Genomic DNA, 22,803 nt, shown 5'->3' on the forward strand with positions numbered 1-22,803 from the left:
AATAGGCCCGGCGAGAAATACGCCAAAGCGATAAGGGCGAGGAACGCAAACAGCGGGGCCATCAAAACCCACCAAAGCCAATTCGGCACAACGTGGATGATCCAGTCATAAACGAGGTCAAATAGGAATCCCACGTCACACTGCCCGCTTCTTGTAAGGTCCGCGAACCTTAGGTGCGGGTGCATCCGCGTCAATCCGTGCCAGCACGTCCTCTAGCGACCACAGCCGATCCGTTACGCCAGCCGCCATCGGTAGTGTCTCAGCCAAAATCTGGCGATCGGCTGGTGGCATTCGCCGCCGTCCTATATGTTTGCGAAAACCCGGAGGGCACATGTACCAGATCATAGGCATTGAGCGTAACGAGAAGCGCGTAATAGTAGCGACGCCGGCCACGGCTCTTGAGGCGATGACGCATTATCGCGCAGCGCAAAATTTGTTCCGCCAAGTGGTAGTGCAATCACCAGAGGGGGCGGAAATTGATGGCTTTGAGCTAAGCCGGCGCGCCTATAAAGAAGCAGAAACCCCATATGCTTAGATGCTACGACGAAGAGAGAAGCGTCTCGACGCAAAAAAATCGAGTCGGATAATATCTTGGAAGCGATAACCAGCATAACGCATCGTAAGCGCACAATAGCCCCACAGGCTGTGCGATTGGTAATTAGGTAGATGAGACGATGACCGTAATTTTCGGGCTAACCTTTCTTACCGGAGCCCTAGTCGGCGCGGATACGCTTCGCCATAACGCCCTCAATAATAAGAGTGTAGGGAGCGCCTCAAAAGTGCGCTCTTTTGGAAAGCGGGCGGTGGTTGCCAAATCTGGCTATGGTCCATCCGCAGACCCTGTATGGGATGCCATCCGAAGGCGGATAAATGGAGAGGATTTAGACGCCGGAGACGTTGCGGATATTGTCGTATCTGAGGGGGCTAAAACGTTGGCGATTTGCTCTGCCGCGAGCAAGGAGGCAGGACATCCCGATCCAGGTTTGAGCTTCATCGTCAGCGGACTTACCGATGACCGACCTTCGCTACACGGCATCCAATTAGCAGATCAACAAAGATGTGACGTCGAAGGTCATGGAAAGGTTATAGCTTTCGGGATGCGGCAGACAACTAGCGCGCGCGCCCACGAACTTGCTGAAACGCTAATCCGGAAAGAGTCCGATCGGTTACTGCTAAATGCATGGGATTGGGCAAGAGAATTGATCGAGGAGGAACGTTGCTCAAACCCACATGCGATAGGATTTCCCGGCGAGATGCTGTTTGTCCGGCCGGGATTAGAGGTGGAGACAATGAAGGTCGACCCAGCCCTTATGCTTAACCCTCGGGCAATAGTTAGCATGAGCTGAGTATATTCTAGCTGACCATATCAGCCGCCGCCACCTTCTCCCGCACGATCCGCGCGATATCCCCCCAAGGGCGGAGATATCCTCGATCGTCGAGAAACTCGGGGTCAATCGCCGGCAGCAGATAGGGCTCGTTGGTCGCTTCGGCATGAGGCTCTCGCCGGCGCGCCTGCTGGTAGGTCTGCGGAGGTGCAACGTCGGCGGGGTGACGCATCACTATGTCCGGCGCAACGGCCTCATTCATCGCGTCCACCATACCCTGGTCGATCGCAGAGAACGCGGCTGCAACGCACATCGGCCAGCGACGGATTGCCTCGAGCAGTAACCGCTTAGCCTTGCGGTTATGGACTCGGTGCCGGACGGCGGCGACCGTGTAGCCGATCGCATCCCCAACGACCATGTCGAGCACCAGCGCTTTGGGTGCCAGCAACATCTCGCGCCAGATCCCGTAAGCGTGGTGCATGCGGACGCGGTGGATCCGCTCGCCGACTGCGCCGCCGCGCGTCGATTGATCAACACGCGCCTCGAAGCTGGCCACCTTGACGGCGACGTCCGCCTCGATGCTCCGATGCACGTTCGCGATCTGCGCCGCCCATTCGAGCTGCTCGGCGTCGATCGTGCCGTTAGCGTGAAGCTGAGCGAGCGCCCCCTCGTGCGTCCGGGCGGCGTGCTCCAGCGTCTCGGGCGTGCCCTGCTTGTGCGACCACCGCGCGGCGATCGATTCCGCCGCCTGCGCTTCGGCGATCAGCCGGGCCTCCTCCTTCCGCCATACGCTCGCCTTCATGCCCTTCGGCTTCTTGAACACCGGCGGGGTCGGCAGGTGGCCAAGCACCAGCGTCTCGAAACGCTGGCGCTCGCGCTTGCGTGCGGCGTCGATGCGGCTCAGGCGAAGGTTGACCCGGTCCACCTCACCCGGGTTAGTGGCGGCGCGATCGGCCAGCGCCTGGCGAGCGCGGGCGATACGCTGCGCGCGGGTGTCGTTATTGTCACTCACTGCGTTGCTCCGTCCGTCCCGCCCGTGCGCGGTGGCTCCGATGGCTTGCTTGCTGCATGTTGCCCGGCGCTCGTTAGTTTTGCCGTCCATCCGGCCGGGGGCGCGACGATGCGGTCGTCTGAACTCCGCTCGAGCGCGAGTACCTGGAGTTTCCCGCGCCCTGTGCAGGTCAAACAGGTGATCTTGCGGGTCTGCCTGCCGCGGTAGGGCCAACTCCAGCCGTCGCCGAAGCAGGTCCTGCACTCGATCCAGATGACGATGTCCGCCGCCGGAAGCACGATGCGGTCATTCGATGGTCGACGGCTCGGGTCTCCGGTCATGGTTGTTTCCTCCGTCCATGCAGCTTTTCGGCAAGGATCTCGGCCTGCTTCCGATCAGCCCAGGCGTTCAGCCACTGCGGATTGATCAGGACGATGCCGTGATCGTGCCACGCGGCCCGAGCCGCTTTGCGGGCGGCAGCCGGGTCTGGGTCGCGACCGAAGGCGGCGTAGGGCGCAAGCGAGGATCGTGCGCTCATCGAGCGGCCCTCCAAGCGGCCCGGCGATCTGTCGGGCATGCGGAAGGGAAGGGGGCGCTCTTTATGTGTGGAACACATGAGAACACCACACACCTATATAGGTGTTCCCAAAAACCCACGCATTTCCGCCACAGAACACCCGGAACACCCGGAACACCTCTTTTTAATGGCCCGGCCAAAAACATATTGCTCATCGGTCGTCTCCAGCCTGGCCGAGCAGCCAAATCGGGCTGGCATCGTCAGGCATCTGCTGGTGGTGATATCGAAGCCCGCTGCGGCGGTTCGCCAGCGACGGTGCGAGCGTTGCGACCTCATGGCCGCAACCATCATTGTATAGGTCGACCACGGCCCCGCCGCGGATATCCAGCACAAGGCTGTGCAGCGTCGGACGAGCTGGATCGAAGCCAAACACGCTGCCGCACGACCAACGCGCGATCGCCGGTCCGTCGTCGTACCATTGGCCGGCGAGATTGAAGGCATCTGTGACGATCTGCCGCCATCGCCCAGCCTCCACCCAATCCGGCCGCGGCATGACGTTTAAGCGCTGCAGTCCCGGCCGCCATGCTTCGGGAACCCGATAAAAATTTACCGGGGGCGCCGTCGCTCTGGCTGCCTGATCCTCCGTCACTACCAATTTAAGGTGTTCCGGGTGTTCTCGGTGTGCAACGGCGGATTTCTGCGGGTTTTCAGGGAACACGCCGGCGGAACACACGTGTTCCTGGTGTTCCATATGATCAAAATACGACCGGGAAATGCCAGTGTCGCGTTTCCGGAGCGCCGCGAAAGGATCACTCTGCATCGCCGAGCCCCGCTGCAGTGACGACGTAGCAGCGCCGCTTGCCCAGTTCGGGCAACGTGACCGATTGTGCCGACTTGCCCTTGCTGTCCGGCTCCAGGAAGCCTCGTTGCTTCAGGATCGTCGTCACACGCGTCATGTCGAACCCCGCAAAGATCTCTTTGAAGGGCTCTGGCAGGATCAGGTATTCGCGCACCGTCTCTCCGGCGACCGTCTTCGAGCGGTAGAAGCCGGCCCGGTTGATGGCAGGCCGGTGGTGCGTGCTGTCATCAGTCATGATTGGCGAGAACCGCGCATCGCCGTGGACCTCGACGAACGAATTGAGCCGCTCGAGGATGTTTCGATCCTCCGCTGCGCCCGTACCCCCGCGGCGGGCGACCCAAGCCTTAAACATTACCCCGGCTGCGCCGTACGCCTCGCCCTTGGGCCATGGCAGAATACCCAAGGCGGTCGCGAGCTCGCCTGCGGCAGCGATGAGGCCAAGGCGACGCGCGGCACGCCTTACTTGTCCATCCGATCCAGGCGCGACGAACTCGTCGACGAAGTGCAAGATGCTCGCCGCAATGATGTCGCCAACGGTGTCGCGGATCGGAGCCAGTTCCTCGACGAACGCTGGCGCCGCCGTGCCGTAATACGTCGCGGCGGCATCTTTGATCTGCCGGGAGAAGTTCTCAGCGCTGGGGGCGGTCCCGATGTTTTCGAAGATGCCCATGCCTTTACCGGCGTCAGCGGGCATATCGAGAATGCGGACTTCTTGTCCTGCTTGCGGGTTCCGGGCGGTTTTCCCCTCGCGCGCCAGATCGGCCAGGCCGACCTCACCGGTTGAAAGATACATGATGTTCCATGCAGCCGCCGGCTTGCTGCTGCCGCTCCGGGTCGAGCGGGTCTTTCCCTGCCCATTGCCAAGCATGTAAGCGACGACGCCCGCTTCCTTAGGCTCAAGCTGGCCCAGCTCATCCAGACAGAGCAGCGTCTCAGAATGCTGGACCGCGACGCCCTCGAGCCCGTTGCCGGTCGCCCTCCATGTCCGCATGAACGATGGCGGACCCCACGCACTGGTCGCGCCGCGCAGGCCGGTGGTCTTTCCGCAGCTCGACGGGCCGACGATGTTGATCCCGCCTCCTTCCTCGTTTGTTGGCGCAAGGCACGGACCAACAAACGCTGCCGAGAGCATCAACACTAAGCGGCTATTCCCGACGGCGAGCCTTGCAACGTTCTGCTGCCACTCTTCTAGCGTGCCACGCTGCCCGTATTGGTGCAGGCCTGCGTCGGGGTTCTGGAAGATCACGCGGTCAGTCGCCGTGTCGCCGATCGTCATGTGGGGCAGGGCGAATGCGGACCCTGCCCAACCCACTTTCGTCACTGCCTGGGCGCGGGAAGGAGTATCGACTGTCGTCAAAAATTCGAGCAGCCGCGCCTTCGCCTTGGAGTCTGCCGACACGAACAAGCCCCGGCTCAGCAGTTCCTCGCGCACCATGCTTCCGTCGCCGGCGAGCGTTGCCTTTGGCATGGCCCAACGGTGCAGCTTGCCGTCGTCGTCGCGCCATTCCAGCAGCAGTCCCCAGGATCCGCCAGCGCCATCGCGCGTTTTCGCCAGCACCTTCAGCCGACCGCAGATGCGTTGGCTGCGGGTGTCGGACTCGACGTGATACAAGCCGTCTTCGCGGTTTTCGAAATTGAACGGCATGATGGTGCCGGGAGCGTCGGTATCGATCAGGACCGAGCGCGCCTCAATGAAATCGGAAGCACGCTCGGCATCCCAGCCTTCTTTTAACGCGTCGTCAGCATCCCAACCGTCCGCGCAGTCCCAGTCCGCCAGGTCCAAGACGCGGATCGTGCGCGCGACGCCCTTAAGGCGCCCGATGATATTCTCGGCAGCGATCGTCCCCGGCTGCTCATCGTAAGGCTTCTCCGGTCCGCTTAGTTCCGTGTGTCGATCGCGATCCGGCCAGATCAACACGTCGCGTCCCTTGAGCGACAGCCAGGAGGTATGGCTGATGGCGTTCGATCCGCCAGACCATGACATTGCGACATAGGCCGGCAGCAACTCGCCGGCCGCGTCAGCGCTCTTCGCGCCCTCGGCTATTAGAACCGGCGCGTCAGCGCGCTGCGCGAGCCGATCAAGTCCGTAGAGGGGGCGCGGGGATGGCAGCGCCTTCGATCGCCAGTGCTGCTTATCGCCTTCTTGGCAAAAGGTCACCGGCAGAACGTCCTTCTGGATATCGCCGTCAACCAGATGTTCGAAGCGCGCGTCGTACCCAAGCAAACGGCCCGCGGCATCGCGGTATGCCCACATTCGCTTCGGCGCACCGCCCAGGTTCGGGATCTTGAAGGTGCACGGCGGCGCGTCATCGGGCACCGGGACGATTGGTACCCGGTCCGCCTTCTTCGGCGGAACCGTGGACGCGACAGCCTCCTCTGCTGTGATCGGTTCGAACGCGTCGGTGTCGGTGGCTAGTGTCACAGGCCCACCATCCGTTTCACGTCGATCGCCGCGGCGATACGATCGCCTCCATGGAACAGGTAAGCGGCGAGGCCGATGACATCGCCGCCCTTCGCGCCTTGGACGGCGAAGTCGGCCCAGCGGCCGGTTTGTACGTTGATTCGGAACGAGCCCGGCTTGCCGTCGGCGCGTGTCGGGTTCCGCGCGACCCATTCTTTGCCGTATAAGACACCTTCGGAAAGCCAACGCCGGCATATCGCATCGAGCACCGCCAGAGCGGCCTTGTTGATGCCGTCGAAATCGATCGGCTCGCGTTCCGCCAACGCCACAACCCACTCGCGTTGTGCGTTCGTCAGAGCCGTTTTTTCGCGCAGGGAGCCGAGGAACTCGACCTCCCGCGGGGTATAGATATGGCACTTAGCGCGGCACCGCGCGACGAGCGCTGCGACATCGGGTTGGATCTCGACGGTGGCGCTCATGCAGCGTCGTCCGGATCGCAGCCGCGATCGTTTGCGGCGATCGTGGCGTCCGACGGAGATCGCTTTCGGATTTCCTCGTAAACCTCGACGCCGAAGAGCGTCAGACGATAGGCCCGCTTCAGCCCCGCGATCACAACGACGGCGATTCCAAGAAGCACAAGATGATCGAGCATCTCGATCATGGTCCGGGACGCGGTGCGGACGTCTAAGGTCGGCGGATCGAGAGCCAGGCCGGAGACCGTGAGCTTCACGATGTCCGGCATGCCGGAGACCAGGTCAACCAGGGAGGGCGGGGCGGCAGTCACGGTTAGATTGCTGACTGGAATGCGGCTTCGAGATCGCTCTTTCGGTAAAAGAGCTTTCGGCCCTTCCTGATCACCGGGAGGTGGCCGCCCTCAGTCATGCGATAAACGGCTCTGGGCTTCAGTCCGATGTGAGCAGCGGCAGCAGCCGCGCCCTCGAGAAGGTCTTCCGAAAGGGGTTGCATGTTCGTTCCATTCCCGCCTAATACCGGTCTATACCAAAGATGGCGACCGAATCTAGTGACTAACATTGGTCTACTGATTGGGGTGGTGGATTGCAAGGCACAAAAGCGGAACGATCCGCAAACGGCGAAAAGGCTAGGGAATGGCGTTCACATTTGGACAGGTCGAAGCGGTACTGGGGTCCGTTCATCGTATTGCCGATGATAAGCGGATCGCGTTCGCTTCACGGCTCAAGCACCTGCAGAAAAACGGCGTGCCGATCATGGACCGGGGTGGGCGCGGTAAGGCTGCAACCTACACGTTCGCTCACGTGATGCAGATCGCTGCAGCTATGGAAATTATTCAATCGGGCATTCCGCCTCAACTCGCGGCAGCACTTGTCAAAGGAAACTGGGGAAATCTCCGGACGAGTATTCAAAATAATCTAAAGTATCTTAACGACGGGCCTGCTAGCTCAGGCTCTTCCGAAACGTATTCATCAAAAAGGTATAGTGATGGCTATCAAGCGGACTTTTGGGCAATCAACCCCACGGCAATAAGCGACCTTATGGTCCCTGAAAAATATGGTATGCCCAATCTGATTTACTTAACTCACCGTTCTGAACTAGGATCGTTGTTTGACCCTCAAGGAGGATTCGAATTTACTCCGACGTCTCCCACGATGCCGACATCTCGGATGATCGTTGTTGATAGCCTTCACGTTACAAGAGAAATAGCAAAGACTATACTTGTGCACTTTAAGTACGAAAAGAATGTGGAAGCTCTTGAGGCCGATATCGCGGAGTCTGTAAAACAGGATATCGAGGGCGGTTATTTATTAATCGATGGACCTGTTGAAGGGGAATCAAAAGAGGATTTTGATCCATATCTCAAGCAAATTGATAATGCGCTTGTAGAATTTACGCGGCAGTGGATCCTCAGAGTTTGGGATAAGGATCGTTTGACGCCGACGGCATCCGACGAAGTCGTAGGCGAATTACAAGATTTATCGATATTTACAAAAGCTTATCTATCTGGATTGCTATTGCATGTAATAGAGCCAAATGAAAATCGCCGCGTACGGCTATATTTGCACACTTACATTGAGATGGTCGGCCATCGGTTTCTTGATGGAGAATCGTCTGTAATGTTCACTCGCTTTGGACAGGCCGCTCTACACGCCTTGCTCCGAACGCGAATGATGGAAGCGGCCTGGAATAAGGAGCAGTAAAGATGGCAACCGTAAAGAAGCGTGCCTGGCAAACGGCAACTGGCGAACACCGCGAGGCATGGCGCGTCCGCTACGTCGACCAGCATGGGGACACCCGCACCCGTCAATTTGACCTGAAGCGCGATGCCGATGCTTTCCGAGTGAAGGCGGAAGGTGAGGTCGTCGCCGGAATACACACTGCCGACCGCGCCAGCGTTACGGTTGGGGATGCGTGCGACACATGGATCGCAGCAGCCGAGAACAACGGGCGAGAGCGCGGGACGCTAAAGTCCTACCGTGAGATGGCCGACCTGCATATCAAGCCATTACTCGGCAAGGAGAAGCTCTCCCGGCTCACTGCACCGAAGGTCGTGACATTCGCTGATGCGATGACCGGGACGCGCTCGATCGCCATGGCGAGCAAGGCAGTGCGAGCCCTCTCAATGATCCTTGGCGAGGCGCAGCGCCGCGGCTTCGTATCGCAGAACGTTGCGCGCGGCGTGACGGTAAGCCGATCACGCCGCGACAAGAAGCGGATCGTCATCCCGCCTCGCGCGCATCTCCTCGCGCTGATCGAGGCCGCAGATGCAATGGACAATGTCGACCCTCGCGCCGGTGTCATCGTGCGCGTCGCGATGTTTGCCGGCCTACGATCGAGCGAGCTGCGCGGCTTCATCTGGCCGGATGTAGATTTGAGCGCACCGAACTTGTCGGTCACCCAGCGGGCCGACCGCTGGAACGACATCGGCGCCCCGAAGTCGGATGCCGGCCACCGAACGATCCCGATCGGCCCGACGCTCGCGCTCGAACTCAAGCGGTGGAAGCTGCGTTGCCCGGCATCGCCCACCAAGCTGCTATTCCCGAATGGCCGGGGCAAGCCGATGTCGCAGCACAGCATCACCTCGCTGTTCACGGCGGTCCAGGTCGCGGCCGGGCTAGCGCTTGATAGCGGACAGGTCGATGCGAAGGGTGAGACGATTTGGAAGCCTCGCTACGGGCTTCACACCTTGCGCCATGCAGCGGCATCGGCCTGGATTAAGCAGGGGATCGATCTGAAACGACTGCAAGTGTGGATCGGACACGCGACCATCCAGCTGACGATCGATACATATGGTCACCTGATCACCGACGCGCAGGCCGACGCCGCGCTTGCTGGTGGCGCTGAAACCGCACTCTTGGCATAGCGTCGGGAACCGGCATCGCTCGTAACCTAGTCGCTGCGTGGCAGTCGATGCGGCGCAGATGCATTGCCTTGGGCAAGACCCTAAAGACGGAGACGGTAGATGGACGTTGAACTAGAAAAGCTGAAGGGCCGCATCGCAGCCCTTGAGATGATAGTCGTCGCCGAAAAGCTCGCGCAGGCCCTAAACCAGGGCAAAGATCCCGCCGTTGTAGGCCGGCAAGCGGCGGCCTTCTGGCGGGGGATCGGTGGCACTCTTGGTAGCGACACTGACCTGACATTTGCGTCCTTTGAAGAGAGTGTGGAACGCCTTTCTAAGCTGATGGAAATGTTGGCAAAAGGCGCAGAAGAAGAGCGGGCTCGCGATACCGAGTAGGAAGATGCGCGCTTTGACTACCCGGTTGACGGTACACAAACGGTACACGGCGGCAAGAAACGGCTGATTTGTGCGGGCTTAAGGCAGACTGTAAATCTGCCCGTGCAAGCGTACGCTGGTTCGAATCCAGCCCTGTCCACCAACTTTCCGATCCAATGCGTTGAAATATCCAAGGCCTCCGGGCCGAGGATGTTCGGCAGCATTCTCACGGAACGGCGCGACGGCTGGTTCGCTATAGCAGCGCCCCGGCGCTTCGCCGGCCTAGGATAGCAGATGACCGACACGCGCAGCGCCACCTTGTACCGTATGATCCTGCCCGAGCACACCTGCCCGTTCGGCGTGCGCGCCAAGCAGCTGCTCGAAGATCACGGCTTCCAGGTGGACGACAAGATTCTTTCGTCGCGGGGCGAGGTGGATGCGTTCAAGGCGGAGCACGGCGTCGCCACTACACCGCAGGTCTTTATCGATGGCGAGCGGATCGGCGGCAGCGACGATCTCGAGCGGTATCTCGCGGCATGAGCGCGGGGCGCTCTGAACAGCGCGGGTTATCGCGCCCGGCGGCGGTCGCGATCGTCGCGGCGGCGCTGGGCGTCGCCGCGGTCCTGGGTCGTCGCAATGCGCCTGATCCCACGCACCCGCGCATTCGCCGCTGGTATAAGCGCCTCGACAAGCCCGCCTACACGCCGCCCGATGCCCTGTTCGGCGCGGCTTGGCCGCTGCTGGAGACCGGGCTGGCGGTCGGCGGCTATCGACTGCTGCGCCATCCTGCTAGCGCCGAGCGCGATCTGGCGGTCAATCTATGGCTGCTCAACATGATCCTGATCGGCGGCTGGACCGAGATGTTCTTCCAGCGCAAGCAATTGGGGCCGAGCGCCGCGATGTCGGGCGCGATGATCGTCAGCGGCGCCGGCTATGTCGCGGCCGCCGCCAAGGTCGATCGCACCGCCGCCGTCACGGGGGTGCCATTCGTTGCCTGGCTGAGCTTTGCCACGCTGCTGGCGGAGCAAATCTGGGTGCGCAATCACGCGGGCTCGTCGGCCGCGTGATTGCGCCACGTCGTTCAGCGGCGCGTCACTGATAGCCGCCTTCCTTGCGCTCTTCGGCGGCGTCTTCCTGTGCTTTCTCCAGCGCGTCGCCCTGCTGGTCCTTGGGCGCGTCTTCCAGCGTATCCTCCTGGCCCGCATTCGTCGCATCGGGCACTTCGTTTACATCGGCTTCGAAGCCGGGCTCTTCCGTCTCGGGGTGCATCGTCATGATCATCGTCTCCTTGCAGGCGTCAACGAATCAGCCGGAAGAGCGATGCATGGCGCAGAGATAATGCCAACGGTATCAAACCGATGGTCGATCGGCGCTTCCGGCTCGAACAACTTGCCGACGCTTTCCGTTTGCAGGCAAGCGGCGGCCATTTCGGCAAGATCGGCATCGAATGGTGATCGTTGCTAACTGCCGGGCCGCATAGCCAACGGAGGGAGGCTCCACGTTCACCGTGCCCTGCGAGGGGCGCTGTTGCATCGCGTGAACGGGCAGCGGAAGGCAAAGGTCGCAGCGGCCGCAACGGGCCGATCTAGCTTCGCCAGATGTCGTCCGCTTTGGGCTCCTTCGTACTCCATCCATTCAAGTCGCGCCACATCGGTCGGCTGCACCCAACGCAGACCGATCGATAGCCACCGGACCTTGTCGTATATGCGCCCGATACGTCGCGACGATGCCGGCCGATCAAGCACATCGGCCACAATAAGACGTTCATGTTTCAGAGCCCCCAACGCCGTCCCCAAACGGCTTTGCGCGCTATAACGGATCGGCTTCTCCAGCCCAGCTAAAATGGATCAGCAAGGATGCGTTTTGGTCGGAATAGACAGCCGTGGGGCGCAATGGCCATGCCGTCCGCTGCTAGGCAAACCTCGGGCTGCGCTACGGGCGCAGCTTAGCGCGCATGCGTCTCTCGATCCGGCGTCCAAGTAGGATCCGCGCGGGGGCCGCAACAGGCGCATTGGCGCGCCGCCGGCACCTTGTGCCTGGCAGCGTGTGCGCGGCGCGCCTTCCGGTTCAAAGGCACAGCCTGATCTGACATCGTCGGCACCCTTTGGCGTTGCATGATCCTGAACACACAATCGTTTTACTTGGCGCAGGTTCCTTAACCGACCGCGGTTAAGCTGCTGGACGGTCGCGGAACATCCCACCACCGCGGCACGTTGGGCATCGGCGCGAGCGGATCGATCCTACGCGATATCAGTTTTTCGGTGGGTGCCGGCGACGCCCATCTTGTCCGTCGAGCCCTGCTCGACCCCCTGGAACAGACCCAATGTCGATAAACGTGCTCGCCCCTTGGTCGGGAAAAGCGACTGATCTCAGCGATATCGCCGAGCTCAAGGGGGCGCTGCAAGCCTCGATCGACGCGGTCGTGGTCCAGGCGATGCAAGCCACGGCTTGCGCCGCTGCGCTGATCGTCACCGTCGTCGATGGGGTGCCATCGATCGTCGCCAGCAACGAAACCGGGCCATTGCAGGGCGTGCGGCCTTGCGCGTTAGGCGCGGTTGCGTCCGGGCCGGTTAGCCGCCGACTGGTCATGATCGATGGCCTGCCAATGGCGTTCGGCCTTGCCGGAGATCGCGCGGACGAGGTGCGGTTCACCGCCGCAGTGCCGATCCCGGGCCGCGACATCGCTTTTCTGATGGTCCTCGACGTTCACGATCGGCCTGGGTTGAGCGCCGCCCAGACCTATGTCCTGCGGGCGCACGCCGCCCATCTTGCCACCCAGTTCGACATAGCCATGCTGCACGACCGCATCGATTTCGTCGAAAGCGCCGAGAATCGGGCCAAGCTCGAACGTCTGCGGCTGCTCGAATCGGTCGCCGTGCACGCGCGCGATTCGATCGTCATCACCGAGGCGGAGCCGATCGACCTGCCGGGGCCGCGGATCATCTATTGCAACGCCGCCTTCACCCTCGCCACCGGCTATACGGCGGAAGAAGCAGTGGGCCAGACGCCGCGCATGCTGCAGGGGCCAAAGACCGATCCGGTGGCGCGCGAAAAGCTGCGCCGCGCGCTGGCCGCGTGGGAACCGATCGAGATCGAGATGATCAACTACCGCAAGGACGGCAGCGAATTCTGGGTCGAGCTGAGCATCGTGCCGGTCGCCAACGAGCGCGGCTGGTACACGCATTGGGTGTCGGTGCAGCGCGACATTACCGACCGCAAGGACGCGCAGGAACTGACCGCGCGCGTGCGCGTGGCGGAGATCGAGAACCAGGCGCTGGCGTCGGAAATTACCGAACGCAAGCGGGTCGAGGCGGAACTGCTCTATGCCGCGTTCCATGACAGCCTGACGCGGCTGCGCAATCGCGCCTTCTTCATGGCGCGGTTGACCAGCGCGCTTGAACGCGAACGAGCGGGCAAAGGGGCCTGCGCGGTGCTGTTTCTCGATCTCGATCGGTTCAAGGTCGTCAATGATAGTCTCGGTCACCTCGAGGGCGACGTGTTGCTGCGCGAAGTAGCGGAGCGCCTCAAACGCTGCGTGCGTGCGCAGGACACTTTAGCCAGGATCGGCGGCGACGAGTTTGCCATTCTGGTCGAGGATTGCGAGGATCTCGCGACACCGGTAGCGATCGCCGAAGCGATCATCGAGGCATTGCGAGTACCGACGCAACTCGGGCGACAGAGCGTGTTCCCGTCGTGCAGCATCGGTATCGTCCATGTCAGCACGGCGGGCACCGCGCCGACCGACGTGATGCGCGACGCCGATATCGCCATGTACGAAGCCAAACGGGCCGGCTTTGGCGACTATGCGATCTTCGATGCCTCGATGCACGCCAATGCCGTGGCACGCCTGACGTTGCAGACCGATCTGCGCCGCGCCGTCGAACGCGGCGAATTTCATCTCGCCTACCAGCCGATCGTCGATCCGGCGACCGGCGCGATCCTCAGCCTGGAAGCCTTGTTGCGTTGGGATCACCCAGTGCGCGGCCCGGTCAGCCCGGCCGATTTCGTCCCAGTGGCGGAGGAGATCGGGCTGATCCGCCAGATCGACCGCTGGGTCATGCGCACCGCTTGTGCCCAGCTGAGTGACTGGCAGCGGCGCTTCGGCAATCCTGCGCTGCGGCTTAGCATCAATACGTCGGCGGCCGAATTCGTCGACGTGGATTTCCTCGCGACCTTGTCTGCCGTGCTGGATGAATTCGGTTTGTCGCCGCAATCGCTGGAACTGGAAATTACCGAAGGCATCTTCCTGCATCCCTCTCCGAATATCGCCGAAACGATCGCTGCGGTACGCGCGATGGGCGTGCGCATTGCGCTTGATGATTTCGGCACCGGCTATTCGTCGCTCAGCTACGTCAACCGCTATCCGATCGACACGATCAAGATCGACAAGACATTCATCGACGGCATCGGCACCAACCACCAGACGCGCGCCATCGTCGAACTGATCATCAAGCTTGGCGCCGCGCTCGATCTCAACATCGTCGCCGAAGGCGTCGAGACGCAGGCGCAGACCGAAATCCTGATGCAGCTTGGCTGTCGTGCCATTCAGGGCTATCATTTTGCCCGGCCGATCCCGGACGATGATGTGGCGCGATTGTTGGCCGATGCCGTGATCGGCATTTCGTCCGGCGCCTGAGCGATCGGGGCAGAACCGGCTGGCCTGACGCGGTTTCCATGACGCCCGCGCCGCAGCGACCGTCGCATCGCGGCGCAAGCGCATCGCCACGGATCGTCCCGATCCGCGGTACGACACCGCGCTATGGCGTCTGCTGCGCGTTAGGCTGCGCTGCGATCACCCGGTTGACCCCCTGCTGATCGGCGCCCGCGTGCGGCTGATCTACAAACGGCGAAGCACCGTTCAGTAACCGCCGCAATGCACCGTTCATCCAAACACGCCGATGATCGATCAACATTTCATCGGAACAGAATTATGCCCAAGACGATATGGTCGATTGCCCCGCTGATTGCGCCGCTAGCGCTTGGTGCCTGCGCCACGACGGGCGCGCTTGCGCCGACGGCGCCCGCCGAAACGATCAGTTGGTCGATCGGCCCCTGTTTCGGCTTCTGTCCGGTCTATTCGGTCGCAGTCTCATCGCGCGGTGCGGTGACGTTCGATGGCGAGCGGCACACGGCGACACTTGGCCGCCAGGAGCGCCAGCTGTCACAGGCGGCGTATCGTGCCGTAGCGGCGTCGCTTGCCAACTATCGCCCAGCGCGCGGGACGACGCAGCAAACCGTGTGCGAGCAACAGATTAGCGATCAGTCGCTGACCAGGATTTCGTGGACGGCCGCCGATGGTAGCGTGACGACGCTCGAGCATAACAAAGGCTGCCGTTCTGCCCGCAACACGGCGCTAGAGGCCGTGATCGGCAAGCTCCCGGCGATGCTCGGGATCGAGCCCTGGACCCGCCAAACCACGCGGCCCGGCGTGTCGCGCGGCTAGCGAGGACGGTTCGACCAAACAAATCCTCCCTGGCCGGGGAGTGTGAGGTAAGCGACGCGCCATCTGACAAAGTGCTCGCTAACCGCCTCCTTCGTCACGCATGCGTGCCATCTTCCCCTGCGGGGGAGGATCAGAAACGCCTGCTCGTCAGCAGCGGCCCCGCGGCGAATGAGATCAACCGGCCATGAAGCGCGCCACCAAGCTGAACCCCTGCGCCGGAAACACCTGGTGGACATGGGTGATCGGTTGCTCCCCGCGCCAGGTGCGACGTTCCAGGCCCAGGCAAGCGGCCTGCGCGTCGATCGCCAGCAGCGTGGCATCGCCGTCCGCCAGGCGCGCGTAGATGCGGTTCTCGGCTTCGGTCCAGGGCACGTTGGCGAGCAGCCAGCTGCCCGGGGCGATACTGCCGAAATCCACCTGGCGCGCGTCGGGCACCGCGTCGAGGTTGATCAACCGGTGCTCGACCGCGAACGGCCGCGTGTCAGCGAGATGGCGGCACACCAGGCCAAGCACCATCGTCCCGTCGGGCACGGCCAGGTCCGCCGCCACGGTCCCGTCCTTGTGCAGCACGTGCCGCGACACCAATTCGATCGCATAGATCGAGCCGCGGCTTTCGATCTCGCTGCGAATGTCGGGGATGGCGAGCGCGGCCATATCGATATGCTGCTGCGCGACGAACGAGCCCGCGCGGCGCCGCCGGTGGATCAGCCCGGCACCGGCGAGCGAGGACATCGCCTTGTTCACGGTCATCCGCGAACAGCCATATTCGGCCATCAGTTCGTGCTCGAACGGAATCCGATCCCCCGGCTTGAGCACGCCGGACATGATGCGTTCTTCGAAATCGCCGCGGATGCGGCTGTGCAGCGGGCGGGCAGGGATCAAGTTCGATTTAAGCGCCATCGAGCAACAGTCTCACCGACCTTAGGTAGCGGTCAATGACTTGCTCTCGCGCGACATGCCGTCCGGCCTGCACGACGCGTGCGCCGCGACGCCACACGGTGTCGATCGTCTTCGCACCACCGGCAAAGATCCAGCTGTCGAGCAGCGCGTCGCCGTGCCGCCCCGCAAGCGCGGGATGGCGCATATCGAGCGTCACGATGTCGGCACTCGCGCCTGCGACGAGGCCCCCTACGCGCTGCCCTAGCGCCTGCGCACCGCCGGCGAGCGCGGTGTCGAACAAAGTGCGTCCGGTCGAGTGGCGATCCGCCTCGGCCAGCACGTTGCGTTGCCGCTCGGCCAGCCGCTGGCTGTATTCCAGGCTGCGCAGTTCCTCGGCCGCATCGATCAGGACATTGGAGTCGGACCCCACGCCGAACCGGCCGCCGCGTTGGGCAAAGGCGGCGGCGGGGAAGATGCCGTCGCCGAGATTAGCTTCGGTGATCGGGCACAAGCCGACGACAGCGCCACTGGCGGCGATGCGATCCAGTTCGCCGGCGGTGACGTGCGTGGCGTGCACCAGGCACCAGCGTTGGTCGATCGTTTGCGTGTCGTACAGCCAGTCGACCGGGCGACGTCCGGACCAGGCGAGACTGGCCTCGACCTCGGCGACTTGCTCGGCGATGTGGATATGGATTGGCGCCGCCGGTCGCATGGTCGCCAATAAGGGCAGCAGATCCGGTGGCACGGCGCGCAGGCTATGCGGCGCGATGCCCACGATCGCATCGGGCAGCGGTGCGACCGCCACTTCGCTGGCGCTTACCAAGGCCTCGAACTGATCGATATTGGTAACGAAGCGCCGCTGAAGCGCGCTGGGCTGCTGGCCGCCAAAGCCGGATGCGCCGTAGAATACCGGCAGCAAAGTCAGCCCGATGCCCGTCGCTGCCGCGGCGCGCGCAATGGCCCCGGCCATCGCCGCGACATCGGCATAGGGCGCGCCGTCGGCTTGATGATGCACGTAATGGAACTCGCCGGTGCGGGTCGATCCGCTTTCGAGCATTTCGACAAACGCCATCGCCGCGATCGCTTCGAGCAGGTCGGGGTCAAGCCGCGCGGCAAAGCGATACATCAGCTCGCGCCAGGTCCAGAAACTGTCGCGCGTCGCGCCGCGGCGCTCGGTCAGGCCTGCCATCGCGCGCTGGAAGGCATGGCTGTGCAGATTGGGCAGGCCGGGAAGGCCGAGCGCGTGGCGCTCGTCTTCGTCGCCCGGCGCTGCGTCCACCGTCACACTCGTGATCAGCCCGGCCCGGTCGATGGCTACGCGGACATCAGCCTGCCATCCCGCAGGGGTCAGCGTAGAATCGAAAAACAGATTGGTCATCGCACAACCCCTCGCTCGCGCAGAATCCGCTTGCTCACTTTAAAATGTATAGACATAATCTGCCGCAGTTCTTCAAGAGGCTTTTGCCATGACCCGATGCGATCGCCTGTGGAAAAACGCCCGTCTCGCGACGATGGTGGCCGGCGGCGATGGGCTGGGTATCGTTAACGACGGCATTGTCGCGGCAACCGGTGGGCGGATCGTGTTTGCCGGCAGCGCCGCTGGTGCGCCGGCGCTCGATGCGGCGGAGACGGTCGATTGCGGCGGGCGCTGGATCACGCCCGGGTTGGTCGATTGTCACACGCACCTCGTCTATGCCGGCAACCGCGCGCACGAATTCGAGCTGCGGCTTGCCGGTGCCAGCTATGAGGAAATCGCCCGCGCCGGCGGTGGCATCGCCTCCACGGTCGAGGCGACGCGCGCCGCCAGCGAGGATGAACTAGTCACTAGCGCGCTGCCGCGGCTCGACGCACTACTCGCCGAGGGCGTCACGACGGTTGAGATCAAGTCCGGCTACGGCCTGACGCTGATCGACGAATCGCGGATGCTGCGCGCGGCCCGGCGGCTCGGCGACGAGCGCCGCGTGCGCGTCCGTACCACGTTCCTCGGCGCACATGCCGTGCCGCCCGAATGGCGCGACGATCCCGACGGCTATGTCTCGGAGATCATCCACGTCATGCTCCCGGCGATCGCCGCCGCCGGCCTGGCCGACGCGGTCGATGGCTTCTGCGAGGGAATCGGCTTTTCGCCCGCGCAGATCGCGCGGGTCTTCGCCGCTGCGCAGTCCGCCCGTCTGCCGGTCAAGCTACACGCCGAACAGCTCAGCAATTTGCGCGGCGCGGCGCTCGCCGCCGAATATGGCGCGCTGTCGGCCGATCATTTGGAATATGCCGACGACGCCACGATCGCGGCGATGGCCAAGGCCGGCACCGTCGCGGTGCTGTTGCCCGGCGCCTTTTATTTCACGCGCGAGGAACGCAAACCCCCGGTCGCCGCGCTGCGCGCCGCCGGCGTACCGATTGCGCTGGCGACCGACTGCAATCCCGGCACCTCGCCGCTCACCTCGCCGCTGCTGGTGATGAACATGGCGGCGACCTTCTTCCGCCTCACCGTCCCCGAATGCCTCGCCGGGCTGACCCGCGAGGGCGCGCGTGCGCTCGGTCTGCAGGACGAGATCGGCACGCTCGAGCCGGGTAAATATTGCGATTTGGCAATCTGGGACGTCGAGCGGCCCGCCGAACTGGTCTATCGGATCGGCGGCAGCCCGCTTCACGCCCGCATCGTGAAGGGCCTCCATGTCAATTGAACTCGTTCCCGGCGCCGTCAGCTTCGACCAATGGCGCGCCATCTATGACGGTGCGGCCGCGACGCTCGACCCGGCGTGCCTGCCGGGCGTGCGCGCTGCGGCGCAGGTAATCGAGCGGATCATCGCGCGCGGCGCACCGGTCTATGGCGTCAATACCGGCTTTGGGAAGCTCGCCTCGATCCGCATCGAAACGGACGATCTCGAACAATTGCAGCGCAACATCGTGCTGTCGCACGCCGCCGGACTTGGCGATCCGACCTCGATCCCGGTCACCCGCCTGATGATGGCGCTCAAGATCGCCAGCCTCGGCATCGGCGCGTCGGGCGTGCGCGAGAGCACGCTGACGATGCTGGCGACCATGCTCGAGCGCGACGTCATCCCGGTGGTGCCCGAACAGGGCTCGGTCGGCGCCTCGGGCGATCTTGCGCCGCTCGCCCATATGACCGCGGCGATGCTTGGCATCGGCGAAATCTTCGACGGCGATCACGCCCGGCCCGCGGCGGAAATGCTGGCGCGCGCTGGCCTCGCGCCGATTACGCTCGCCGCCAAGGAAGGGCTGGCGTTGCTCAACGGCACGCAATTCTCCACGGCGCAGGCGCTGGCCGGCCTGTTCGAGGCCGAGCGTGTGTTCCGCGCGGCTTTGGTCACCGGTGCACTCTCCACCGAGGCAGCGCGCGGTTCCGACACGCCGTTCGACCCGCGCATCCATGCCCTGCGCGGCCATGCCGGGCAGAGCGAGGTGGCGGCCACGCTCGCCACCTTGATGCAAGGCTCGGAAATCCGCGCCTCGCACCGCGACGACGATCCGCGCGTGCAGGATCCCTACTGCCTGCGTTGCCAGCCCCAGGTGATGGGCGCGGTGCTCGATCTGCTGCGCCAGGCGGCGACCACGCTGGCGATCGAGGCGAACGGGGTATCGGATAACCCCTTGGTCTTTGCGGAAAACGATGAGGTGCTGTCGGGCGGCAATTTCCACGCCGAGCCGGTGGCGTTCGCCGCCGACATGATCGCAATGGCCCTGTGCGAGATCGGCTCGCTGTCGGAACGGCGCACGGCGTTGCTGGTCGATCCTGCTTTGTCCGGCCTGCCGGCTTTCCTCACCCCGCGGCCCGGCTTGCATTCCGGCTTCATGATCCCGCAGGTCACCGCCGCCGCGCTCGTTTCCGAAAACCAGCAGCGCGCCTTTCCGGCAAGCGTGGATTCGATCCCGACCTCAGCCAACCAGGAGGATCACGTGTCGATGGCGGCCCACGGCGCGCGCCGCCTGACGCCGATGGCGAAGAATACGGCAGGCGTGGTCGGCATCGAGCTGCTCGCCGCCGCGCAGGGCTGCGATTTCCATCCCGGCGTGCGCTCCAGCGCCGTGCTCGAAACGGTGCGCACCACGCTCCGCGCGCAAGTGCCGACGCTCGACGGCGATCGCTACTTCCACCCTGACATCGCCGCCGCCGTCGCGATCGTGCGCTCCGGCGCACTGGCCGATGCGGTCGCCGGGCACGGCATCGCGCTGCCCCGCGTCGCGCGATGAGCACCGACTGGCTCACCGTCCGCCGCGGCCAGGCGCCGCTGGTGATCGCGGTGCCGCATGCCGGCACCGACCTGCCCGGCGCTCTCGCCACACGGTTCGTGTCGCCATGGCTGGCGCGGAAGGATGCCGATTGGTGGATCGACGATCTCTACGCCTTTGCCGCCGACGCACTCGATGCGACGATCGTCGCCACCGGGATATCGCGTAGCGTGATCGACGTGAACCGCGATCCCTCCGGCGCATCGCTCTATCCCGGCCAGGCGACCACCGATCTGTGCCCGGTCACCACGTTCGACGGCGATCCGCTCTACAAGAATGATGCCGAGCCTGGCACGGCGGAAATCGCCGAGCGGCGCGTGACCTGGTTCGATCCCTATCACGCCCAGCTCGCCGCCGAGATCGCCCGGCTGCGCGAGAGCAACGACCGCGTCGTCGTGTACGATGCGCATTCGATCCGCAGCCATGTGCCGCGGCTGTTCGATGGCGAACTGCCCTTGTTCAACATCGGCACCAACAGCAATGCGACCTGCGCGCCCGAACTCGGCGCAACGATCGAACAACTCTGCGCAGGCAGCGGCTACAGCCATGTCCGCGACGGCCGCTTCAAGGGCGGCTGGACCACGCGCCATTACGGCCAGCCCCACACCGGCGTGCACGCCGTGCAGATGGAACTGGCGATGCGCGGCTATCTCGACGAGCCCGCCATGGTCGACCCCGCCGCCTGGCCGCGCCCGCTCGACCCCAGGCGCGCCGCCCCGGTCCAGGCCGTACTGCGCCAGATCCTCCAAGCCTGTCTCACTTTCGCAAGGACGCCCGCGTGACCAACCGCCTCGACAATAATCGCGTCATCCAGGCCGCGCACGGCACCGAACTCACCGCCAGGAACTGGCTCACCGAAGCGCCGCTGCGCATGCTGATGAACAATCTCGATCCCGCGGTGGCGGAGAATCCGCAGGAGCTGGTCGTCTATGGCGGCATCGGCCGCGCCGCGCGCAACTGGCCGGCCTATGACGCGATCGTCGCCGCGCTGACCCGGCTCGAGGCCGACCAGACCCTGCTCGTCCAGTCGGGCAAGCCGGTTGGCATCTTCCGCACGCATGCCGATGCGCCGCGCGTGCTGATCGCCAATTCCAATCTCGTGCCGCACTGGGCGACCTGGGACAAATTCCACGAGCTCGATCGCGCCGGGCTGATGATGTACGGCCAGATGACCGCCGGCAGCTGGATCTATATCGGCAGCCAGGGCATCGTGCAGGGCACCTACGAGACGTTCGTCGAGATGGGCCGCCAGCATTTCGGCGGTGATCTGTCGGGCCGCTGGATCCTCACCGGCGGGCTTGGCGGCATGGGCGGCGCGCAGCCGCTGGCGGCGGTGATGGCCGGCGCGTCGTGCCTGGCGGTTGAATGCCAGCCGAGCCGCATCGCGATGCGGCTGGAAACGGGCTATCTCGATCGCAGCGCGGAGACGCTCGACGAAGCGCTGGCGATCCTGGACGAAGCCAAGGCGGCGGGCACGCCCGTCTCGGTCGGCCTGCTCGGCAATGCCGCCGATGTGTTCGCGGAAATCTATGCGCGCGGCATCCGCCCGGACGCCGTGACCGACCAGACCTCGGCGCACGATCCGATCAACGGCTATCTCCCGCAGGGCTGGACGCTCGACCAGTGGCAGCGCACCCGCGAAAGCGATCCCAAGGCGGTCGAGGCGGCGGCCAAGGCATCGATGGCGGTGCAGGTCCGCGCGATGCTCGATTTCTGGCGCGCCGGCGTGCCGACGGTCGATTACGGCAACAACATCCGCCAGATGGCATTGGAAGAGGGCGTGGCCGACGCGTTCGATTTCCCCGGCTTCGTACCGGCCTACATTCGGCCGCTCTTCTGCCGCGGCGTCGGGCCGTTCCGCTGGGTGGCGCTGTCGGGCGATCCCGAGGATATCTACAAGACCGACGCCAAGGTGAAGGAATTGCTCCCCGACAACCACGCGCTGCATCGCTGGCTCGACATGGCGCGCGACCGCATCCAGTTCCAGGGCCTGCCGGCGCGGATCTGTTGGGTGGGGCTGGGCGATCGCCACAAGCTCGGCCTGGCGTTCAACGAGATGGTCGCCAGCGGCGAGCTCAAGGCGCCGATCGTGATCGGCCGCGATCATCTCGATTCCGGCTCGGTCGCCTCGCCCAACCGCGAGACTGAGGCGATGCGCGACGGCTCCGACGCGGTCAGCGACTGGCCCTTGCTCAACGCCCTGCTCAACACGGCGAGCGGCGCGACCTGGGTGTCGCTGCATCATGGCGGCGGCGTCGGCATGGGCTTCTCGCAGCATTCCGGCATGGTCATCGTCGCCGACGGCACTGCGGACGCCGCGCGCCGGCTCGAGCGCGTGCTGTGGAACGATCCCGCCACCGGCGTGATGCGGCATGCCGATGCCGGCTATGACGACGCGCTCGACTGCGCCCGCGAAAATGGGCTCGACCTGCCCGGCATCCTCGGCTGA

24 protein-coding genes and 1 pseudogene are annotated in these 22,803 nt (G+C 63.8%); 14 read left to right on the forward strand and 11 right to left on the reverse strand.

All coding sequences use genetic code 11. The features are described 5' to 3' along the window. Positions 1-135 precede the first annotated feature (135 nt). A pseudogene (locus U1739_RS21300) lies at positions 136-252 on the reverse strand (IS1 family transposase); the annotation flags it as partial. A 79-nt stretch (positions 253-331) separates the two neighbouring features. Here U1739_RS21300 and U1739_RS19400 point away from each other — a divergent pair. Beyond that, on the forward strand, positions 332-535 hold the full coding sequence (locus U1739_RS19400) for a hypothetical protein (protein ID WP_332710246.1): 204 nt from the start codon (positions 332-334) through the stop codon (positions 533-535). A gap of 139 nt (positions 536-674) precedes the next feature. Next, positions 675-1,346, forward strand: coding sequence for a hypothetical protein (locus U1739_RS19405; RefSeq protein WP_332710247.1), 672 nt, complete (start codon positions 675-677; stop codon positions 1,344-1,346). A 7-nt stretch (positions 1,347-1,353) separates the two neighbouring features. Here U1739_RS19405 and U1739_RS19410 read toward each other — a convergent pair whose 3' ends face one another. The 7 genes from U1739_RS19410 to U1739_RS19440 all read right to left on the reverse strand — a co-directional run bounded on the left by U1739_RS19410 (position 1,354) and on the right by U1739_RS19440 (position 7,125). Next, positions 1,354-2,427 carry a hypothetical protein gene (locus U1739_RS19410; RefSeq protein WP_332710248.1) on the reverse strand — a complete coding sequence of 358 codons (1,074 nt, stop codon included), beginning with the start codon at positions 2,425-2,427 and terminating at the stop codon, positions 1,354-1,356. Between the two features lie 226 nt (positions 2,428-2,653). Beyond that, positions 2,654-2,854, reverse strand: coding sequence for a hypothetical protein (locus tag U1739_RS19415; RefSeq protein ID WP_332710249.1), 201 nt, complete (start codon positions 2,852-2,854; stop codon positions 2,654-2,656). Positions 2,855-3,044: 190 nt separating this feature from the next. Beyond that, positions 3,045-3,653 (reverse strand): hypothetical protein, encoded by a 609-nt coding sequence (locus U1739_RS19420; RefSeq protein WP_332710250.1) that lies wholly within the window; start codon positions 3,651-3,653, stop codon positions 3,045-3,047. After that, entirely contained in the window at positions 3,643-6,114 is a 2,472-nt protein-coding gene (locus tag U1739_RS19425) for a DUF927 domain-containing protein (RefSeq protein WP_332710251.1), read from the reverse strand. Before U1739_RS19425 ends, U1739_RS19420 begins: the two co-directional genes overlap by 11 nt. Further along, positions 6,111-6,572 (reverse strand): hypothetical protein, encoded by a 462-nt coding sequence (locus U1739_RS19430; RefSeq protein WP_332710252.1) that lies wholly within the window; start codon positions 6,570-6,572, stop codon positions 6,111-6,113. Before U1739_RS19430 ends, U1739_RS19425 begins: the two co-directional genes overlap by 4 nt. After that, a complete protein-coding gene (locus U1739_RS19435) occupies positions 6,569-6,877 on the reverse strand; it encodes a hypothetical protein (protein ID WP_332710253.1) in 309 nt (102 codons plus the stop codon). Before U1739_RS19435 ends, U1739_RS19430 begins: the two co-directional genes overlap by 4 nt. Before the next feature lie 2 nt (positions 6,878-6,879). Continuing rightward, complete coding sequence (locus U1739_RS19440; protein WP_332710254.1) at positions 6,880-7,125, reverse strand: helix-turn-helix domain-containing protein; 246 nt, start codon at positions 7,123-7,125, stop codon at positions 6,880-6,882. A 74-nt stretch (positions 7,126-7,199) separates the two neighbouring features. Between U1739_RS19440 and U1739_RS19445 the strand changes: the two genes are divergently transcribed. From U1739_RS19445 to U1739_RS19465, 5 genes are all read left to right on the forward strand, one after another. Further along, positions 7,200-8,267, forward strand: coding sequence for a hypothetical protein (locus U1739_RS19445; RefSeq protein WP_332710255.1), 1,068 nt, complete (start codon positions 7,200-7,202; stop codon positions 8,265-8,267). A 2-nt stretch (positions 8,268-8,269) separates the two neighbouring features. Then, positions 8,270-9,430, forward strand: coding sequence for a tyrosine-type recombinase/integrase (locus U1739_RS19450; protein WP_332710256.1), 1,161 nt, complete (start codon positions 8,270-8,272; stop codon positions 9,428-9,430). 99 nt (positions 9,431-9,529) lie between these two features. Beyond that, the gene (locus U1739_RS19455; protein ID WP_332710257.1) at positions 9,530-9,802 is read left to right on the forward strand and encodes a hypothetical protein; all 273 of its coding nucleotides are present in this window, start codon (positions 9,530-9,532) and stop codon (positions 9,800-9,802) included. 273 nt (positions 9,803-10,075) lie between these two features. Then, positions 10,076-10,321, forward strand: a complete 246-nt coding sequence (locus U1739_RS19460; RefSeq protein WP_332710258.1) for a glutaredoxin domain-containing protein — start codon at positions 10,076-10,078, stop codon at positions 10,319-10,321. Beyond that, positions 10,318-10,848 (forward strand): TspO/MBR family protein, encoded by a 531-nt coding sequence (locus U1739_RS19465; RefSeq protein WP_332710259.1) that lies wholly within the window; start codon positions 10,318-10,320, stop codon positions 10,846-10,848. Before U1739_RS19460 ends, U1739_RS19465 begins: the two co-directional genes overlap by 4 nt. Positions 10,849-10,873: 25 nt before the next feature. On the opposite strand, the gene U1739_RS19470 is transcribed toward U1739_RS19465, so the two are convergent. Beyond that, on the reverse strand, positions 10,874-11,056 hold the full coding sequence (locus U1739_RS19470; RefSeq protein WP_332710260.1) for a hypothetical protein: 183 nt from the start codon (positions 11,054-11,056) through the stop codon (positions 10,874-10,876). Between the two features lie 74 nt (positions 11,057-11,130). On the opposite strand from U1739_RS19470, the gene U1739_RS19475 reads away from it, so the two are divergent. The 3 genes from U1739_RS19475 to U1739_RS19485 all read left to right on the forward strand — a co-directional run bounded on the left by U1739_RS19475 (position 11,131) and on the right by U1739_RS19485 (position 15,224). Then, the gene (locus U1739_RS19475; protein WP_332710285.1) at positions 11,131-11,235 is read left to right on the forward strand and encodes a zinc-binding dehydrogenase; all 105 of its coding nucleotides are present in this window, start codon (positions 11,131-11,133) and stop codon (positions 11,233-11,235) included. Between the two features lie 869 nt (positions 11,236-12,104). Further along, positions 12,105-14,417, forward strand: coding sequence for a putative bifunctional diguanylate cyclase/phosphodiesterase (locus U1739_RS19480; RefSeq protein WP_332710261.1), 2,313 nt, complete (start codon positions 12,105-12,107; stop codon positions 14,415-14,417). Between the two features lie 294 nt (positions 14,418-14,711). Then, positions 14,712-15,224: a DUF6438 domain-containing protein gene (locus tag U1739_RS19485; protein ID WP_332710262.1), complete on the forward strand. Its 513-nt coding sequence runs from the start codon at positions 14,712-14,714 to the stop codon at positions 15,222-15,224. Between the two features lie 174 nt (positions 15,225-15,398). On the opposite strand, the gene hutC is transcribed toward U1739_RS19485, so the two are convergent. After that, the gene (gene hutC, locus U1739_RS19490; RefSeq protein ID WP_332710263.1) at positions 15,399-16,124 is read right to left on the reverse strand and encodes a histidine utilization transcriptional repressor HutC; all 726 of its coding nucleotides are present in this window, start codon (positions 16,122-16,124) and stop codon (positions 15,399-15,401) included. Then, positions 16,114-17,481 (reverse strand): formimidoylglutamate deiminase, encoded by a 1,368-nt coding sequence (locus U1739_RS19495; RefSeq protein ID WP_332710264.1) that lies wholly within the window; start codon positions 17,479-17,481, stop codon positions 16,114-16,116. The genes hutC and U1739_RS19495 overlap by 11 nt, the downstream gene beginning before the upstream one ends. An 88-nt stretch (positions 17,482-17,569) precedes the next feature. On the opposite strand from U1739_RS19495, the gene hutI reads away from it, so the two are divergent. From hutI to hutU, 4 genes are read left to right on the forward strand one after another with little or no spacing between them, the layout of a single operon-like run. Continuing rightward, positions 17,570-18,787, forward strand: a complete 1,218-nt coding sequence (hutI, locus tag U1739_RS19500; protein WP_332710265.1) for an imidazolonepropionase — start codon at positions 17,570-17,572, stop codon at positions 18,785-18,787. Continuing rightward, the gene (gene hutH / locus U1739_RS19505) at positions 18,777-20,315 is read left to right on the forward strand and encodes a histidine ammonia-lyase (RefSeq protein ID WP_332710266.1); all 1,539 of its coding nucleotides are present in this window, start codon (positions 18,777-18,779) and stop codon (positions 20,313-20,315) included. The genes hutI and hutH overlap by 11 nt, the downstream gene beginning before the upstream one ends. Continuing rightward, complete coding sequence (hutG, locus tag U1739_RS19510; protein ID WP_332710267.1) at positions 20,312-21,136, forward strand: N-formylglutamate deformylase; 825 nt, start codon at positions 20,312-20,314, stop codon at positions 21,134-21,136. Before hutH ends, hutG begins: the two co-directional genes overlap by 4 nt. Next, positions 21,133-22,803, forward strand: coding sequence for a urocanate hydratase (gene hutU / locus U1739_RS19515; protein ID WP_332710268.1), 1,671 nt, complete (start codon positions 21,133-21,135; stop codon positions 22,801-22,803). The genes hutG and hutU overlap by 4 nt, the downstream gene beginning before the upstream one ends.

It is taken from the genome of Parasphingomonas puruogangriensis (assembly GCF_036663635.1).
Taxonomy (GTDB): Bacteria; Pseudomonadota; Alphaproteobacteria; order Sphingomonadales; family Sphingomonadaceae; genus Sphingomonas.

What these genes read in the sequence shown, in the direction of transcription:
- U1739_RS19400 (WP_332710246.1), top strand. Translation starts at nt 332, where the DNA reads ATGTACCAGATCATAGGCATTGAGCGTAACGAGAAGCGCGTAATAGTA.
- U1739_RS19405 (WP_332710247.1), top strand. Translation starts at nt 675, where the DNA reads ATGACCGTAATTTTCGGGCTAACCTTTCTTACCGGAGCCCTAGTCGGC.
- U1739_RS19410 (WP_332710248.1), bottom strand. Translation starts at nt 2,427, where the DNA reads ATGGACGGCAAAACTAACGAGCGCCGGGCAACATGCAGCAAGCAAGCC.
- U1739_RS19415 (WP_332710249.1), bottom strand. Translation starts at nt 2,854, where the DNA reads ATGAGCGCACGATCCTCGCTTGCGCCCTACGCCGCCTTCGGTCGCGAC.
- U1739_RS19420 (WP_332710250.1), bottom strand. Translation starts at nt 3,653, where the DNA reads ATGCAGAGTGATCCTTTCGCGGCGCTCCGGAAACGCGACACTGGCATT.
- U1739_RS19430 (WP_332710252.1), bottom strand. Translation starts at nt 6,572, where the DNA reads ATGAGCGCCACCGTCGAGATCCAACCCGATGTCGCAGCGCTCGTCGCG.
- U1739_RS19440 (WP_332710254.1), bottom strand. Translation starts at nt 7,125, where the DNA reads ATGTTAGTCACTAGATTCGGTCGCCATCTTTGGTATAGACCGGTATTA.
- U1739_RS19445 (WP_332710255.1), top strand. Translation starts at nt 7,200, where the DNA reads ATGGCGTTCACATTTGGACAGGTCGAAGCGGTACTGGGGTCCGTTCAT.
- U1739_RS19450 (WP_332710256.1), top strand. Translation starts at nt 8,270, where the DNA reads ATGGCAACCGTAAAGAAGCGTGCCTGGCAAACGGCAACTGGCGAACAC.
- U1739_RS19455 (WP_332710257.1), top strand. Translation starts at nt 9,530, where the DNA reads ATGGACGTTGAACTAGAAAAGCTGAAGGGCCGCATCGCAGCCCTTGAG.
- U1739_RS19460 (WP_332710258.1), top strand. Translation starts at nt 10,076, where the DNA reads ATGACCGACACGCGCAGCGCCACCTTGTACCGTATGATCCTGCCCGAG.
- U1739_RS19465 (WP_332710259.1), top strand. Translation starts at nt 10,318, where the DNA reads ATGAGCGCGGGGCGCTCTGAACAGCGCGGGTTATCGCGCCCGGCGGCG.
- U1739_RS19470 (WP_332710260.1), bottom strand. Translation starts at nt 11,056, where the DNA reads ATGACGATGCACCCCGAGACGGAAGAGCCCGGCTTCGAAGCCGATGTA.
- U1739_RS19480 (WP_332710261.1), top strand. Translation starts at nt 12,105, where the DNA reads ATGTCGATAAACGTGCTCGCCCCTTGGTCGGGAAAAGCGACTGATCTC.
- U1739_RS19485 (WP_332710262.1), top strand. Translation starts at nt 14,712, where the DNA reads ATGCCCAAGACGATATGGTCGATTGCCCCGCTGATTGCGCCGCTAGCG.
- hutC (WP_332710263.1), bottom strand. Translation starts at nt 16,124, where the DNA reads ATGGCGCTTAAATCGAACTTGATCCCTGCCCGCCCGCTGCACAGCCGC.
- U1739_RS19495 (WP_332710264.1), bottom strand. Translation starts at nt 17,481, where the DNA reads ATGACCAATCTGTTTTTCGATTCTACGCTGACCCCTGCGGGATGGCAG.
- hutI (WP_332710265.1), top strand. Translation starts at nt 17,570, where the DNA reads ATGACCCGATGCGATCGCCTGTGGAAAAACGCCCGTCTCGCGACGATG.
- hutH (WP_332710266.1), top strand. Translation starts at nt 18,777, where the DNA reads ATGTCAATTGAACTCGTTCCCGGCGCCGTCAGCTTCGACCAATGGCGC.
- hutG (WP_332710267.1), top strand. Translation starts at nt 20,312, where the DNA reads ATGAGCACCGACTGGCTCACCGTCCGCCGCGGCCAGGCGCCGCTGGTG.